The sequence below is a fragment of the Streptomyces sp. HUAS MG56 genome (assembly GCF_058673395.1).
Genome location: NZ_CM178722.1, coordinates 8,498,383 through 8,513,521 on the forward strand (window position 1 = coordinate 8,498,383; position 15,139 = coordinate 8,513,521).

Consider the following 15,139-nt stretch of genomic DNA (forward strand, 5'->3'; position numbering starts at 1 on the left):
ATGGTCGTCGTCAGACGCTGGTCGAGTGCGGTGGCGAGGGAAGCGGCCGTGGAAGCCGCACCGCCCATCTGGTCGGCGCCCTGCGCGGTGTGCAGCAGCAGCGTCGGGCAGGAGGTGGCGCGCAGGCGGCGCAGTCCACGGAAGTCGGCGCGCGGGCCTTCACCGTGTCGGCCGGGGACGCGTACGCCGCGGCCACGGCGTACGCGTCCCCGCCGAGTTCATCGGCTATGTCCCGGTAGACCGCGGCGTCGGACAGGCCGCGGTCGTCGACGCACCACGCTCGTTGCACGGTTTCGGCCGCATCGAGTTCGCTGATGCCCGGCTGGTCGCGCAGCGCGGACAGTCCCGCCGCCGCGGCGACCCGAGTCCAGTACGGTCGTCCCCCGCGACAGCGCGCGCTCATGGCCCGAGCCGAAGACGACACCGGTCAACCGCGCGATACGGTCCCGCGCGGCCGGCAGGTGCGGGTAGGCCGCCACCGGCCGTACCCGGGCACCGGTGTAGAGGCCGGCTGACAGGACACCGAGCCGGACGCGGTGTGCGTTGTCCTCGGCGAAGGCCGCAGGGCCGGGCCGAAGCCGTAGCACGAGGGGCAGTACGCGTCGAAGGCGTACGTCAGCGAGGCTCGCTCCGCCGAAGGCATCACGCTCCTCCTCTCTTCCTCCTTGTTGGTTTCCGACATCGTGTCGTTGCCGGACGAGCTGGCATCTCCAAATTAGGGGCGGTGGACAGGATGAATCAGATACGCTGACGACTCACGATGGTCAGAAAGCGACACGATGCCGCTCGCGGCATCCCGAAGATCTCCTTCGCCGCTCCCGCCGGGACCCCCGCGGGCGTCGAAGTGCTGCCCCTTGCGGACCTGAGCCGGCGCATGCCCGCCGGGCGGCTCACGGCTCCCCAGCGCCCGGACTTCCACCACCTGCTCACCCTCACCGGCGGAACCCTGTGGCACACGGTCGACTTCACCGCCTACGCCCTCGACCCCGGCTCATGGCTCTGGGTACGCCCCGGCCAGGTCCAGCAGTGGGGAGATCTCACCCACGCCGAAGGCACCCTGATCCTGTTCCGCCAGGACTTCCTCGACCCGGCCACCACCGACGGCGCCCGCCTGGAGGATCCGCACGCCCCGATCCTGCGCCGCCCCCTTCCCGACGACGTGACGGCCCTGAGGCTGGCCACCGACCACCTCACCGCCGAGTTCCACGCACTGGGACGCCTGCCCCTGGAGGTCCACACCGCGGCCCTGCGCCACCTGCTGGCCGTCCTCGTCCTGCGCCTGGCCCACCTCACCGAACCCGTCGGCAGTCCCGTACCCGAGCCCGCCGCCAGCTATCTGCGGTTCCGTGACGCCGTGGAGAAGGACTTCACCCGCACCCGCCGGGTCGAGGACTACGCCGAGGCGCTCGGCTACTCGGCCCGCACCCTCTCCCGCGCCACCCTCGCCACCGCCGGCCTCGGCGCCAAGGAGTTCATCGACCGTCGCGTCGTCCTCGAAGCCAAGCGCCTCCTGGCCCACAGCGACCGGACCGCCGCCCGCATCGCCGGCCAGCTCGGCTTCTCCAGCGCGACCCACTTCAGCAAGTACTTCCACCAGCGCACCGGACAGACCCCGATCGCCTTCCGCGACACGGTCCGCGGCCACCCCACGAAGTGAAATCCGGCAGCCGTCCAGCGGAAATGCGGCGCCCTGCTGGCTGAAGACGAGTCCTGGTCCGTGACGGGTCCAGATGAGCTGGTCAGAAGGGGATGGCGATGAGAGAACTGGGAGTTGAAGTGCAACCCGGGCTCACCTGTGAGTGAGCCCGACGCAATGCGCCTGACGGGCAGAAGCCCGGTTCAGGCGCCTTTCCTCGTACCTCTACAAGAAGCCCCCTGGCCAGACCACCCTGTTCGCCGGCGACACCCGCCGCGGCCCGGTACCGGGGGCGTATCGGCACCCGACCGGGTCCGCCACGTCACTGGCGGCCCGCCGGTGACGAGGGTGGCCACCAGGTCGGTGATGTCGCGGGCCGGTCGGTCGGCCACGCGCTCGGGGCAGTCCGGTGAACTCGGCGGTCCTTCCGCCCTGTTGCGGCACAGCTCCGGTGTCCGCCACGACGGTGTACGGGCAGAGCCCCATCTGCCGTTCGCGTCTCCCGCCTTCCCTCCGTCCAGGCGGACGCGCTGCTGGGCGCCCTGGAGTCCAGGCCACTCGCGGCCGGCTGAGGGACAAGCCGACCGCGGGCTGAGCCCGACCTGCGCGGACCAGAGTTACGGGCCTGCCGGGCTCGGCTCTGCTGCCGCTCCCCTGCGACGTTCGGTGGTCCAGTAGAGGAGGGCGACGAGGGGGAGGGCGGCACCGAGTGCGGTGAGGCCGGTCCAGCCTCCGGCGTGGTAGACGACCGATCCGAGCTGCGATCCGACCGCGCCGCCCACGAAGAACATGGCGATGAAGGCGCTGTTGAGGCGGGCGCGGGCGGCGGGGTCGAGCTGGTAGACGGTGTGCTGGCCGAGTATCAGGGTCGTCTGTACGGCCATGTCGACGACAATCGCTGCCAGGGCGATCAGCACGACGCTGTGTCCGCCGAACCCGGCGAGTGCGAAGGCCAGGGCGGCGGCCCCGAAGGCGATGCCGGTGATGGGGCGGACGAGCCCCCGGTCGGCCCAGTGCCCGGCGAACGGGGCGATGGCCGCTCCGGCCGCGCCGACGAGGGCGAACACGCCGACCCCGACGGGGGAGTAGTGGAAGCGGGGGCCGGTCAGGACGAAGGAGACGGTGGTCCAGAAGGCACTGAAGGCGCCGAACATCGCCGCCTGGTAGAGGCCGCGGCGCAGGAGTGCGGGGTGCGTGCGCACCAGCCGGACGGTGGAGCGCAGTACGTGGTGGTACGGGATGGTCGTGGTCGGCGCGTGCTGCGGCAGGGCGGCGCGCAGGGCCACGGCCAGCACGGCCATCAGGGCGGCGGAGCCGAGGAAGACGACGCGCCAGCCGGCGACGTCCGAGACCAGGCTGCTCAGCGTGCGGGAGAGCAGTATGCCGGTGAGAAGCCCGCTCATCACCCGGCCGACGATGCGGCCGCGGGCGTGGTCAGGAGCGAGACCGGCGGCGAACGGCACGAGGATCTGGGCGACGACCGAGGTGGCACCGCTGACCAGCGAGGCGATCAGCAGCATGGAGAAGCTGGTGGCGACTCCCGCCGCCACGAGGGCGAGGGTGGTGACCGCCAGCAGGACGGTGACGAGATTGCGCTTCTCCAGCCGGTCGCCGAGCGGGACGAGGAAGAGCATGCCGATCACGTACCCGACCTGGGTGAGAGTGATCAGTGCCCCCGCGGTGGCCGTGCTGGTGTGGAAGACACCGCTCAGCGAGGACAGGAGGGGCTGGGCGTAGTAGAGGTTGGCGACCGTCATGCCGGAGGCGACGGCCAGGAGCGCGACCAGCCACCCCGGCACGCCGTGCGGGGCCGTTGCCGTCGCGGGCCGCGAGGTCCTGAGTTCGGATGATGCGGACATGTGCACCTTCTTGGCGGGGCGAGCCGGGAGACCGGCGCGGGCGGTAGTGCCGTGGATGGCCGGCAGCTTCCTCGATGCCGTCACGCAGGCGTAAGCGTCTGCGCGCCCCGGGTGCTTCCCCGTCTGAGGCGATGGTTCGGGATGTCAGTCATCTCCATCAGAGATGGGCGAGTTTGCGGAGCCCGTACCGCCGGTGCCCCGGGTCAGCGCGCCAGCTCGGTCTCCAGCCATCGCAGGACTTCGGGGGTCACCGGGTCGGCCAGGTCGGCGAACTCGTCGTGCTTCCTGAGGAACTTCGCCACGTAAGGGCAGACCGGCACGATGCGTTTCCCGGCGGCACGTGCGTCGGTCAGGGCCTGCTGGACGAGGACCGAAGCCAGGCCCTGCCCGGCGAAGGCGTCGTCGATCTCGGTGTGGTAGAAGACGCGCTGGTCATCGTGGTCGCGGTAGGCGGTGAGGCCTGCGGTGCTGCCGTCGACCAGTATTTCGTACCGGTGCCTGGCATCCACACGCTGGACGGTCGGAGCGGCGGCGGGCTGTGTCATCGTGAGCCTTTCAGGGGCGTGTCGGGTTCTTGCGTGGCGTGAGGGTGGCATGTGGAAGGGCGGGCGCGGGAAGGCGGTGGCCGTCGTAACCTTCGACGCTGCCGAAGCGGTCGGACGCGTCTTCCCAGGCTTCCCTGGCGTCGACGATGTCCTGGTGGCTGCGGCCGATGAAGTTCCACCACATGACGATCTGCTCCTCGAACGGCGTCCCGCCCAGCAGCACCACCCGGGCGGGAGTGTCCGACTCGTTCGTCAGCGTCAGGATGTCGTTTCCGGTGCCGAGGCAGCCGAGTTCCCCTGGGATCAGGAGTGTTCCGCCCATGCGGATCTCCCCTTGGTCGACGAGCAGGCCGTGCTCGAAGGCGGCATCCACCGGGAGTGCGGTCGTCGAGCGCGGGTCGAGGACGAGTTCGGCGCCGAGCAAGGGCGTGAACGTCCGGACGGGGGACGTGTCACCGGCGAGGGATCCCAGGAACACCCTGATGTCTGCCCCGCCCACCCGAACCGGGTTCGGCACGTGGTGCTGGAAGTCCCGGTGCGTGTTCCGGTGTTGTTCCGGCAGAGCCACCCACAGCTGGACGCCGTGCAGGATCGTGGTGCCGGCGGTGGAGACCTCCGAGTGGCTGATGCCGTACCCGCCCGTCATGAGGTTCAGCTCGCCGGGCCGTACGAACGCGTGGCTGCCCAGGCTGTCGCGGTGCTCGATCTCTCCGCTGAACAGCCAGCTCACGGTCTGCAGACCGGTGTGCGGATGGGGAGCGACGTCCATGCCGCCGGTGTCGGCGACGTCGTCGGGTCCGTAGTGGTCGATGAAACACCAGGCGCCGATCAGCGTCCGCGCCCGCTGCGGCAGCGTGCGCCGCACCGTCATGGCTCGTGGCCCGCCCAACGGGACGTCCCGCGGGGGCAGCACGTCGACCTGCGGCGTGGCCGCACCGTGTGCGGCGGCACCGCAGCGCACTGCGGCCGGATTCGTCTCGACGTTGCTCATCGAAGGCCTTCCCGCGTCCCAAGGTGATTTCATATTCAACAATCATGCCTGATAGTAAGTCCGTGTTCCCCTACACACACGGCACGGCGAGCAAGGGCCGGGAGCGGCCTCGAAGGAGCCCACGTTGAGTGACACCACAGCACAGCCTGTGAACCGGCGGGTCTTGATCGACAAACAGAGCCCCAAGGCCTACCAGGCACTGGTCGAGACGGCCGATGCGGTCCGGGCGGTCGCTGCCGAGGCGGGGCTGGACCGCGGTCTGGTGGAGCTGATCAACCTCCGTGTGTCACAGATCAACGGCTGCGCCTACTGTCTGAACGTGCACACCAGGGCCGCTCTGCGCGCCGGGGAGACCACTCAGCGTCTGGGCGTGCTGGCTGCCTGGCGCGACACCGAGCTGTTCACGGAGCAGGAGCGTGCGGCCCTCGCCCTGGCGGAGGCGACCACCGAACCCGCTGACGCCGCCGCGCAGGAGAGCGCCTACGACAGCGCTCGCCAGTTCCTCGACGACGACGAGATATCCGCGGTGATCTGGGTGGCGATCACCATCAACGCGTTCAACCGCGTCTCCGTCCTGAGCAAGCACCGTGTCCGCAGGACCCCTTGACAGCCGGTTCCCGAGCTCCGAATCGGCTCACTGGGCGGTGGCCCGGACGGCCTCCTCGATCAACTCGATGACGCGCTCCGGGTGGGCGAGCATCACCAGGTGCGAGGAGTCGACCTCGACCGTGGTCATGCCGGCACGCGTGTAACCGTAGCGCTCCACCTCGGGGTTGATGGTGCGATCGGCCGTGGCGACCAGACCCCAGGAGGGCTTGGTCTTCCACGCCGCCTTCGGCGCCTTCTCCGCGAAGGCCTGTGCGGCCAGGGGACGCTGGGAGACGGCGAGGACGGCCGCCAGGTCGGGATCGACATCGGCGGCGAAGACGGACGGGAACTTGTCGATCTCGACCGACACATCGGTGCCAGAAGTGGTGGAGCCGTCGATCGGGAACGGCGTGTGGACGAGCGCGCCGGCGAGGTCGGAATCCGGGAAGCCGCCCTGCAGCTCGCCCAGGCTCTCGCCCTCCTCCAGGGCGTAGCCGGCCAGGTAGACCAGCGCTGTGACGTTGTCCTCCGCACCGGCGACGGTGATGACGGCGCCGCCGTAGGAGTGCCCGACCAGGACGACGGGACCGGGTATTCCACGGACGATCGAGGCGATGTAGGCGGAGTCGCCGAGCAGACTGCGGTTGGGCACCGCCGGGGCCACGACATCCAGGCCGCGGGCGATCAGTTCGGGAATGACGCGGGCGAAGCCGGACGCGTCGGCGAAGGCGCCGTGGACCAGCACGACGGTCGGGCTGCCGGAACGGGACAAGGCACAACTCCCTGTGGGTGTCGGTCGTGGTGATCGGCTGGTGCGGGCCGCGGGCTCGAACAGCACACTAGGGGCCGCCGGCGGGGGCGCCTTGTCCGCCGGTGCACCGTCTGTGGTCCGTCCGCGCCTGTGAGGGGTGCGGGCACTCGTCTTCTTCCTGCTCTTCCTGGCACTTCCAGGCAAGCAGCGATGCACTGAAGGACAACAGGCGGCGAGACGTCCGCCCTAGCGTGACGACATCCCGTGCCGCGCATGCCGCGAACACGCCAGTCACTCCGGAAGAAGGAACGACACCTTGCCGTACATCACCGTGGGCCAGGAGAACTCCACCACCATCGACCTCTACTACGAGGACCACGGCACCGGGCAGCCGGTCGTCCTCATCCACGGATTCCCGCTCGACGGCCACTCCTGGGAGCGGCAGAGCGCCGCGCTGCTGGACGCCGGCTACCGTGTGATCACCTACGACCGCCGCGGCTTCGGACAGTCCAGCCAGCCGACCACCGGGTACGACTACGACACCTTCGCGGCCGACCTGAACACCGTGCTGGAGACCCTCGACCTGCGAGACGCCGTCCTGGTCGGCTTCTCCATGGGCACCGGAGAAGTCGCCCGGTACGTGTCCACCTACGGTTCCGCCCGGGTCGCCAAGGTCGCCTTCCTGGCCTCGCTGGAGCCCTGCCTGCTCAAGACCGACGACAACCCCGACGGGGTCGCCCCGAAGGAGTTCTTCGACGGCATCGTCGCGGCCGTCAAGGCGGACCGCTACGCGTACTACACCGACTTCTACAAGGACTTCTACAACCTGGATGAGAACCTCGGCACCAGGATCAGCGAGGAGGCCGTGCGCAACAGCTGGGACGTCGCCGCGGGCGGCGGCTTCTTCGCGGCGGCCGCCGCGCCGTCGACCTGGTACACCGACTTCCGCGCCGACATCCCGGCCATCGACGTGCCGACCCTGATCCTGCACGGTACGGGCGACCGGATCCTGCCCGTCGAGGGGACCGCGCGCCTGTTCCACAAGGCCCTCCCGTCCGCCGACTACGTCGAGATCGAGGGCGCCCCGCACGGCCTGCTGTGGACCCACGCGCAGGAAGTCAACACAGCACTCCTGACCTTCCTGAGCAAGTGACCTCCCGCCGCAGGCCCGCCCCGGCGGGCCTGCGGTCAGGGTGAGGTGCGGCTCCTTCTTCCGGGTGGCGGCGGGCAGCAGGAACACCGTCAGCCACTCTCGCTGGTCGATCAACTCCCGCGTCCTGCGGGAGACATGGGTGTTCAGCCGGCCCCACGCCAGCACGATCGGCGCCTTGATGAGGTGGTGGACGCCGTCGATCAGCGCGATGAAGCCCTGCTCGCCCATACTGCGCCGCTTGCCCTTACCCGCCGGGTGACAGACCAGCCGGTGACACAGCCGGGTGCGCGATCCGGGCCGCACGGCGATCACCCAGGCCGCCGACAGGCGCCCTGAGCGCCGTCCGCTCACCGTCACGACCTGCGTGTGGCCGCCCCGGCCCCGGGTGCGCTCTTTGGGCGGTCTGCGGGTGGACCCCGCCTCGTCCTCGTAGCAGATGTATCCCCGGCAAGGCCGCCCGAGACGCTGTAGGCGACGTGGAACTTCCGGCCGATCCACGTGACCACCCGCGCGGAGGTCCCTATCTGGTCCTCCACCCAGCCGTGCACGGCCGCCCCCTCGGCGAGGTACGCGGCGAGCTTGACCAGGCACCGCGGCGACAGGCGGCACGCCGCAGGGCTTCGGACCCGGTGGTCGCTGGAGAGTCCCTGACGGTGGGCCTCTTGTGTCGCACCGCGCGGTACTGCCCGGCTGCTGGCTCGCTGGTCATCGGACCGCGCCCAGAGACAGGTGCGAGCCGTCATGGCCATCAAGATCACTGAAGATTGCATCGACTGTGGTGCCTGCGAGCCCGAGTGCCCGAACGGGGCGATCAAGGCGGGGGATCAGATCTACGTGATCGACCCCGGCGCCTGCCAGCCACTTCCGGAAGTGAACTTCCGCATGCGGACTCTCAGCGTGCCGAGCGGTCATGCCCAGCACCTTGAGCGGAGCGTCCGGCTGTTTCTTGGTCTGCTGGTGGTCCAGCGGAAACGCGTCGCTGACCCGCGCGCATGGCAGCCATGGACAGCTCGTCGGAGTCGTTGGCCCGGGAACGGTCCGGATCTTGCATGGCCCGGGGCGGCCGCTCGGCGTCAGGCAGTGGTCGGGCCTGTGGCGACTGCTTGTGCTCTCGGTCGGACATCGGCGTCGGCCACACTGCCCTGCGCGCTGAAGCCCGCACGCTGCTACCGCAGGGCGACAATCCGCCGACCCTGGCCGCGGGCGCTGGCCAGGGTCCTGACCGGACGGTCCCACTTGGCACATGTCGTAAAAGCCGTCCAGGGGCGTCCAGCTGGCTCAGTGCGGGCGTGTATGTCCAGGTCAGGGCCTTGCGCAAGGGGCAGCGTCCAGGGGGTCGGTGATTCCTGTGTGAGGGATGGTGATACGGCGACGCCCGCCAGAAGCCGTTCCTACGGGACCATCCGCGTGGAGCCCTAGCACCTGGCCTGCCGCAGGAAGGCACTCCCCGGTGCGACATACTCTTCCGATGGGTTCACGTACTTCCCCGAGCAGCCGGCCGATCGCCATACGGAGGGCAGTCGCGCGGGATGCCAAACGGCTCACGCGGCTCGTGCGTGGCTCAGCCGCCTACGAGGGTAAGTACGCGGCCGCAGTGGCGGGCTACCGGGTCGGTCCTGATTACATCGAAGCCCACCGCGCCTTCGTAGCCGTCGGCGCCGACGAGGATGGAGGCCGGGTCCTCGGGTTCTACTCGCTCGTCCTCGCTCCACCGGAGCTGGACCTGCTGTTCGTCGCCGACGAAGCGCAAGGACGTGGCATTGGGCGGCTGCTCGTCGCGCACATGCAGTCCGAGGCCCGTGCCGCCGGGCTCGACCGTGTCAAGGTCGTGTCGCATCGTCCCGCCGAGGACTTCTATCTCCGCGTCGGTGCCGTACGGACCGGGACCGCGCTCGCGAACCCGCCCGCCGTGCCGTGGGACCGTCCCGAATTCGAGTTTCGCATTCCTTCGGAATGACGCGGCAGGAGCCGCTGCACGCCGCGCGCTCCGCGTGTGCCGTCGTCTCTGCCTGCCCTCCGCGAACGCCGAAGCGGTTGCCCAGGCGGCTACCGAGAAGCAACAGGCCGTCGACGGCGAGTGCGCAGACGGTCACGATCCACTGGCGGTCGCCGCTGGAGAACCCGAGGGTCTTCTGCGCCTATGTCATGGTGATGCGTTCCGGTGACCGTGCGTGCGTCGGGCACGGCGATGTGCAGGACGCCGGGTGTGCGGGTTGCCGGTCTGTTCTGCGTGAGTGTCGCGGACGCTCGGGGTTCACCCCTGGGTCCGGCATTCCCCGGTGGCCGAGCCAGGGCCTGGCCCGCCACCGGTTCGTGCGGTTGGGCGTGCCGTCGGGCGCCGTACCGGCCTACGCCCGTGCCCGCGGGGAGGGCAGCGGATTCTGGCCCACCAGGCGGTGGCCACGGGCGGCCGAGTCACGCACGGCGTCGAAGCCGTACCCGAGCATCTCCTCCTCGTAGGCATGGAGGGCCTCGTCGAGCGGCCGACCCTCGGCAGTCTGGACGAGGCGGTCGGTCAAGACCTGGGCGTCACGCAGTGCCGTGTTCGCGCCGACGCCGATGGCGGGGCTCATGACGTGGATGGCATCGCCCAGCAGGGTGACCGAGGTGGTCTCCCAGGCGGCGACGGGCACACTGGTCCGCACCGAGACCGGGAAGATCGAGGCGACGTCCTGCCGGGACACGGCCTCGACCAACCGCGAGTGCCAGCCTTGCACCAGGGACAGCGTCAGCGCCTGTAGTTCCCCGCCGCTCATGGTGAACAGCTCCGCGTCGCTGCAGGGGAACTGCTCCCGGCGAGCGCCGAAGACGCACGTGAGGTAGTCGCTGTCGTCGCTGAGCTCGATGCCGGGGGCCAGCCGGGTTGTCACCTGGTGCATCGGTTCGCGGTACTGCACGGGGGCGAGTCCGACGAAGCGCCGGTGCGGGCCGACCACGGTGGTCCACAGTCCGAGCAGTTCGGGCGGGAGCAGGGAGCGGGCCTCGTTGCGGGCGAAGGGGATCTTGCCGTAGAGCAACCGCAGTCCGGCGTCGACGACCTGTGCCTCGGGCAGGTACTGCTTGCGGACCGCCGAGTTGACCCCGTCGGCACCGATCAGCACGTCGCCGCGGGCACTGGTGCCGTTGGCGAAGTGGGCGGTCACCGAACCCGAGGCGTTGATGTCGTAGCGGGTGAGCCGGGCGCCGTAGTGCACCGCCTTGTCCAGGCCGGACAGCAGGATCTGGCGCAGCGTCATCCGGTTGACCGCCAGGTTCCCGTTGCCGGGCAGGACCGGTACGGGCGGGAGTTCCTGGGCGTGCAGCAGGTCGAGCCGGTGGTCGAAGGTGTCCATGCGCGGGCCGGGGGTTCCTGCGGTGGCGGCGAAGACCTCGTACATCGGCGGCGTCAGCAATGCCTTGAGGGCGGTGATGCCGTCGGAGTTGATCCGGATGCGGTAGCCCTGGTTGCGGAAGGCCGGGCCGGGGTCCTTCTCGTAGACGGCGACGCTGATCCCCGCCTGGTGGAGCCCCTGTGCGAGGGCCAGGCCACCGAGCCCGCCCCCGGCGATGATGACGTGCAGATCCGGCACAGTCGTGTCCCTTCTCGATCATGAAACGAAAAGGGACGCACCGGACGTGCCTCAACGGGCACTGTACGAGCGACTGTTCGCCATCCGGACTACCTACCGGACCGTGACTTTCGTACGTCCGCCAAAAACGCTAGCACAGGCTCCCCGGCCGGCACCGGGGCGCGTCGACACCTGACAGGCCGCCGCGAGGCAAGCGGCGAGCTCAGCCGCCCGACCGCAGGTGGCCGACGGAACGGCACGCCGTCCGCGGCCGGAAACGGGTCAGGTCCGCAGGCCGGAGTCGGCGCGGAGGGCGCTTCGCACCCTTTGCAGCTCGCGTTCTCGGTTGAGCCGTCGGTCGCACTGACCGGCCGGACTCGGCGTTCGGCACATCGGCCTCCAACGCAACGGAGCCCCGGGAAAGTCCGGCGCCCCGCCACGGGGCCGACTTCCAGATGCGGGTGGAAGGCCGCGAGCGACGCGAACGCATCTGCTTCGTTGTAGTGCCTGCGCAGGACCACAAGCGGCCTGCCCGGACTGAGGAAGAGCCCTCATTCAAGACGAGCTGCGCCCTCCGTCGTTTCCACTCGGGCATGCCACCCACCTCACGGGCGGAAGGGCGGGGGAGGTCAGCTCTGGGCGGTGGGCCGGACGACGATCTCGTTCACGTCGACCGCTGCAGGCTGTTCGATCGCGAAAGCGATGGCCCGGGCGATTGCGTCGGGCGGGATCGCGATGTCGTCCCGCATCTTCGTGATCTCCGCTCTGACCTGGCTGTTGGTTGACGCCTCGGCGAAGTCGGTCGCAGTCGCACCAGGTGAGACGGTGGTCACCCGCAGGGAGTCGCCGGCTTCCTGGCGCAGCCCTTCGCAGATGGCCCGGACCGCGAACTTGGTGCCGGCGTAGACGGCCATGGTCGGCACGATGCGAAACGCGGCCGTGGAGGCGATGGTGATGAAGTGGCCGGTTCCCTGTGCCCGGAAGACCGGCAGCGCGGCGCCGATGCCGTGCAGGACGCCCTTCACGTTGACGTCGACCATGTGGTCCCACTCGTCGACGCGTAGATCGTCGAGAGGCGAGATGGTGCCGACTCCGGCGTTGCTGACGAGTACGTCGAGTCGGCCGAAGCACTCACCGGCCAGCGCGACCAGGGCCCGCAGGTCGTCCCGCCGGGTCACGTCGGTGCGGATGTGCACGGCCGTGCCGCCTGCCTTCTCGATCCGGGCCACCAGTTCCGCCAGGCGTTCGGACCGGCGTGCGCCGAGGACGAGCCGCGCGCCGCGTTCGGCGAGCAGCAGCGCGGTCGCCTCGCCGATGCCGCTGCTGGCTCCCGTGATCGCCACCACTTTGCCCTTGAATCCGGACATGAGTTGCCCTCTCCATCCTCGGCACCGGGGCCGGGGTGCCGAGCGGCAGCGGGTCCTGGAGGAGCGTGACGGAAGCCGCTGCGCACTGGACGGCCGGGTGCCGGTGTGACCGTGTGAGGCCGTCGGCAGTGCCTCGGGCCCGTGCTCGCACACCAGTCTCCGCCCCGCTTAGCCTGGCATCCAGAACGTGTTTATTCTGGAACTGGAGACACCACCCGCCATGCACATGCAGCCGGACCGACGCCGTCAGCTGAGTGAATTCCTGCGCAGCCGGAGAGAGCGCCTGACCCCTGACGAGGTGGGCCTGCCCCGGACCGGCCGCCGCCGGACCCCGGGACTTCGCCGAGAGGAACTGGCACTGCTGGCCGGGATCAGCGCCACCTGGTACACGTACCTGGAACAGGGGCGGGAGATCGGCGTCTCCGAACAGGTGCTCAACGCCCTCGCCGCGGCGCTGCGGCTGGACCGGCACGAACGCGATCATCTCCTTCAGCTCGCCGGTCACGCGCCCGTGGCCGAAGCCGAGGAACCCGAGCCGCTCACGGCCGAGGCGGGGGCCGTCCCCCTGTTGCTCCAGCCGAACCCGGCGTACATCATCGGCGGCACCAGAACCGGTGGCCCGGGACGTTCTGGTCGACTGGGAAACCGAGGCACGCGGCCTGCTCGGCCGACTTCGCACGCTGGCGACACGCCATTCCGGCGACCCGCGGTACACCCGACTGATCGAGGACCTGAACGAGGGCAGCCCGGAGGTGCGGGAGTGGTGGCCGCAGTACGAGGTGCAGGCTCGGCACAGTGGCCGGAAACGGCTACGACACCCCCAACGGGGAGCGATCGATTACGCGTACACCGCTTTTCACCTGGCCGAACAGCCGGAGCAGACGCTGGTCGTCTACTTCGACAGCAGCGAACCGCCCGAAGGGGGCGCAGCCGTGACCGGCCGGTGAAGGAGGAGGTCGGTGGCGGTATCGGCGCTCACGGTACGGCGGCGGAGGGCCGGCGGCTGCGCGCCGGGCAACAGATGAAGATGAGGGGACCGGGCTTTGGTGGAGTTCGGGGACATGCCCGCCCCAACGACGAGGTCCGTCGCGGGGCCGCTCCGTCTAAAACGGCTCGAAGCTCGGCTGGACAGGGCCGATCTCTCCGGCGGCGACCAGTTCTTCAAGGTCCTCCGGCTCCAGGTACTCCAGGGCTTCCGGCTCGATGCCGTGGTAGCGGTCCATGTCGAGCAGCCGCCGCACAAACGCGAGCGCGAAGGCCGAGAAGGGCCCGTCGAAGGTCTCGCAGCCCTCTTCATGGACCATCGTGACGACCTTCCACCGGTCCGGGTCCGGGCCGCAGGGCAGGAAGAAGTGCTCGTCACCACTGTGGTCGTACCCCCACGAAATCAGTCCACCGGGTTCGGGGTGAAAGGGGTACGGGAGATGTTCGGAGTCCCCCATGCTCAGGGATCTGTCTCGACGCTCAGTGAACATCTGGTGCGTCCTGCGCATGCGCTCCAGCAGCGGACTTGATCCGTGCGGGTGGAAGACAACGAGCTCACCGGAGACGGACCCGCTGCCGTAGGCGTTGAGGAACGTCTTGAAGTCGCTGGGCAAAGCGGAACCTACGTATTGCTCGACTTCGTTCCAGTCGTCCGGGTTGGATGGCCGGCCGACGGGCGCGCCCAGCAGGGCCTGCAACTCGTCCAACGAGGACATGCACGGCTCCAACACTGGTCAGCGGGGATCTGTGCCGCCAACCTAGCCGCGCCAAGCCGATGGGTCGAGTGGCTCAAGCCTGCCGTCAGGGCTGCTTGCCGGCACTCGTTGACGAGGCCGCTAAGTAGTTGAGCGCGGCGCCCAGGCTGTGGGACTGCTCCTCATGACCGCGAAGGACATCAACTCGCGCTCCACCGGATCCTCGCTCCATCGGAAGGACTTCAGTCCGCGCACGACGAGAAGCGCCGCGTTGCCCGCGCGGTACTGCAGGGAGGTGTGCATGTCGAGGAGCAGCCCGGTACGGCCGGTGAGAGGGCACACTCGGCAGTCGAGGAGGCCGACCTCCTGCAGGGCATCGGGCTCCCGCAGCGGATCCCGGTCGACGGGGTCCGCCGACGCGCCGTCGGCGGCGCCGGTGAAAAGATCTTCGATACATAGGGATCGGAATTGCAGAGCCGGTCGACGAACGACACGCGGAGCCTGGGGGCGGTGAACCGCGCGGCGAGTTCCGGCACGGCGCCGCCTCAGTATTTCTTGGCGCCGGCCACGATCGCTTCCCGGATGCGGTGGTACGTGCCGCACCGGCAGACGTTGCGGATCTCGTCGAGGTCGGTCTCGGTGATCTCCCGGCCCTCCTCGCGGGCCTGGCGGACCTTGGCCACGGCGGTCATGATCTGGCCGGGCTGGCAGTAGCCGCACTGCGCCACGTCGTGCTCCAGCCAGGCCTCCTGCATGGGGTGCAGATCCTTGCCGACGGTGGCGGGCAGGCCCTCGATGGTGGTGACCTCGTCGTCCGGTCCGACCGCGCCGACCGGCACCGAACAGGGGTTGAACGCCTTGCCGTTGATGTGGCTGGTGCAGGCCTGGCAGACGCCCAGCCCGCAGCCGTACTTCGGTCCGGTGACCCCGAGGACGTCTCTGAGCACCCACAGCAGCCGGACGTCGTCCTCGATGTCGACGGTCACCCGCTTGCCGTTGAGGATGAAGGTGTGTTCGGGCAC

The 15,139-nt window shown here is 69.6% G+C and carries 15 protein-coding genes and 2 pseudogenes; 6 read left to right on the forward strand and 11 right to left on the reverse strand.

Going from position 1 to position 15,139, the window contains the following annotated elements:
• Positions 1 to 10: 10 nt before the first annotated feature.
• A complete protein-coding gene (locus AC4OXY_RS39385) occupies positions 11 to 403 on the reverse strand; it encodes a hypothetical protein (RefSeq protein ID WP_491992109.1) in 393 nt (130 codons plus the stop codon).
• A 357-nt stretch (positions 404 to 760) separates the two neighbouring features.
• Between AC4OXY_RS39385 and AC4OXY_RS39390 the strand changes: the two genes are divergently transcribed.
• Positions 761 to 1,657 (forward strand): helix-turn-helix domain-containing protein, encoded by an 897-nt coding sequence (locus AC4OXY_RS39390; protein ID WP_491992110.1) that lies wholly within the window; start codon positions 761 to 763, stop codon positions 1,655 to 1,657.
• 596 nt (positions 1,658 to 2,253) lie between these two features.
• On the opposite strand, the gene AC4OXY_RS39395 is transcribed toward AC4OXY_RS39390, so the two are convergent.
• The 3 genes from AC4OXY_RS39395 to AC4OXY_RS39405 all read right to left on the reverse strand — a co-directional run bounded on the left by AC4OXY_RS39395 (position 2,254) and on the right by AC4OXY_RS39405 (position 5,031).
• Entirely contained in the window at positions 2,254 to 3,495 is a 1,242-nt protein-coding gene (locus tag AC4OXY_RS39395) for an MFS transporter (protein WP_491992111.1), read from the reverse strand.
• Between the two features lie 203 nt (positions 3,496 to 3,698).
• Positions 3,699 to 4,040 carry a GNAT family N-acetyltransferase gene (locus tag AC4OXY_RS39400; RefSeq protein ID WP_376290411.1) on the reverse strand — a complete coding sequence of 114 codons (342 nt, stop codon included), beginning with the start codon at positions 4,038 to 4,040 and terminating at the stop codon, positions 3,699 to 3,701.
• 10 nt (positions 4,041 to 4,050) lie between these two features.
• Positions 4,051 to 5,031 (reverse strand): pirin family protein, encoded by a 981-nt coding sequence (locus AC4OXY_RS39405; protein ID WP_356030822.1) that lies wholly within the window; start codon positions 5,029 to 5,031, stop codon positions 4,051 to 4,053.
• A gap of 124 nt (positions 5,032 to 5,155) precedes the next feature.
• On the opposite strand from AC4OXY_RS39405, the gene AC4OXY_RS39410 reads away from it, so the two are divergent.
• The gene (locus AC4OXY_RS39410; RefSeq protein WP_356030823.1) at positions 5,156 to 5,638 is read left to right on the forward strand and encodes a carboxymuconolactone decarboxylase family protein; all 483 of its coding nucleotides are present in this window, start codon (positions 5,156 to 5,158) and stop codon (positions 5,636 to 5,638) included.
• 27 nt (positions 5,639 to 5,665) lie between these two features.
• Here AC4OXY_RS39410 and AC4OXY_RS39415 read toward each other — a convergent pair whose 3' ends face one another.
• A complete protein-coding gene (locus AC4OXY_RS39415) occupies positions 5,666 to 6,391 on the reverse strand; it encodes an alpha/beta fold hydrolase (protein ID WP_356030824.1) in 726 nt (241 codons plus the stop codon).
• A 295-nt stretch (positions 6,392 to 6,686) separates the two neighbouring features.
• On the opposite strand from AC4OXY_RS39415, the gene AC4OXY_RS39420 reads away from it, so the two are divergent.
• Positions 6,687 to 7,523, forward strand: coding sequence for an alpha/beta fold hydrolase (locus AC4OXY_RS39420; protein ID WP_376290422.1), 837 nt, complete (start codon positions 6,687 to 6,689; stop codon positions 7,521 to 7,523).
• A gap of 48 nt (positions 7,524 to 7,571) precedes the next feature.
• On the opposite strand, the pseudogene AC4OXY_RS39425 reads toward AC4OXY_RS39420, so the two are convergent.
• Positions 7,572 to 8,131: pseudogene (locus AC4OXY_RS39425) on the reverse strand (IS630 family transposase); the annotation flags it as partial.
• Positions 8,132 to 8,264: 133 nt separating this feature from the next.
• Between AC4OXY_RS39425 and AC4OXY_RS39430 the strand changes: the two are divergent.
• The gene (locus AC4OXY_RS39430) at positions 8,265 to 8,942 is read left to right on the forward strand and encodes a 4Fe-4S binding protein (protein ID WP_491992112.1); all 678 of its coding nucleotides are present in this window, start codon (positions 8,265 to 8,267) and stop codon (positions 8,940 to 8,942) included.
• 49 nt (positions 8,943 to 8,991) lie between these two features.
• Complete coding sequence (locus AC4OXY_RS39435; protein WP_491992113.1) at positions 8,992 to 9,480, forward strand: GNAT family N-acetyltransferase; 489 nt, start codon at positions 8,992 to 8,994, stop codon at positions 9,478 to 9,480.
• 391 nt (positions 9,481 to 9,871) lie between these two features.
• Here AC4OXY_RS39435 and AC4OXY_RS39440 read toward each other — a convergent pair whose 3' ends face one another.
• Both AC4OXY_RS39440 and AC4OXY_RS39445 read right to left on the reverse strand, forming a co-directional pair.
• Complete coding sequence (locus AC4OXY_RS39440; RefSeq protein WP_491992114.1) at positions 9,872 to 11,092, reverse strand: FAD-dependent oxidoreductase; 1,221 nt, start codon at positions 11,090 to 11,092, stop codon at positions 9,872 to 9,874.
• Positions 11,093 to 11,700: 608 nt separating this feature from the next.
• On the reverse strand, positions 11,701 to 12,438 hold the full coding sequence (locus AC4OXY_RS39445) for an SDR family oxidoreductase (protein WP_402064645.1): 738 nt from the start codon (positions 12,436 to 12,438) through the stop codon (positions 11,701 to 11,703).
• A 220-nt stretch (positions 12,439 to 12,658) separates the two neighbouring features.
• Between AC4OXY_RS39445 and AC4OXY_RS39450 the strand changes: the two are divergent.
• Positions 12,659 to 13,385, forward strand: a pseudogene (locus AC4OXY_RS39450) (helix-turn-helix transcriptional regulator).
• Between the two features lie 156 nt (positions 13,386 to 13,541).
• Here the strand turns inward: AC4OXY_RS39450 and AC4OXY_RS39455 are convergent.
• From AC4OXY_RS39455 to AC4OXY_RS39465, 3 genes are all read right to left on the reverse strand, one after another.
• Positions 13,542 to 14,138, reverse strand: a complete 597-nt coding sequence (locus tag AC4OXY_RS39455) for an SMI1/KNR4 family protein (RefSeq protein WP_491992115.1) — start codon at positions 14,136 to 14,138, stop codon at positions 13,542 to 13,544.
• A gap of 120 nt (positions 14,139 to 14,258) precedes the next feature.
• On the reverse strand, positions 14,259 to 14,420 hold the full coding sequence (locus AC4OXY_RS39460) for a hypothetical protein (RefSeq protein ID WP_491992116.1): 162 nt from the start codon (positions 14,418 to 14,420) through the stop codon (positions 14,259 to 14,261).
• Positions 14,421 to 14,662: 242 nt separating this feature from the next.
• Positions 14,663 to 15,139, reverse strand: a complete 477-nt coding sequence (locus AC4OXY_RS39465; protein WP_362819835.1) for a (2Fe-2S)-binding protein — start codon at positions 15,137 to 15,139, stop codon at positions 14,663 to 14,665.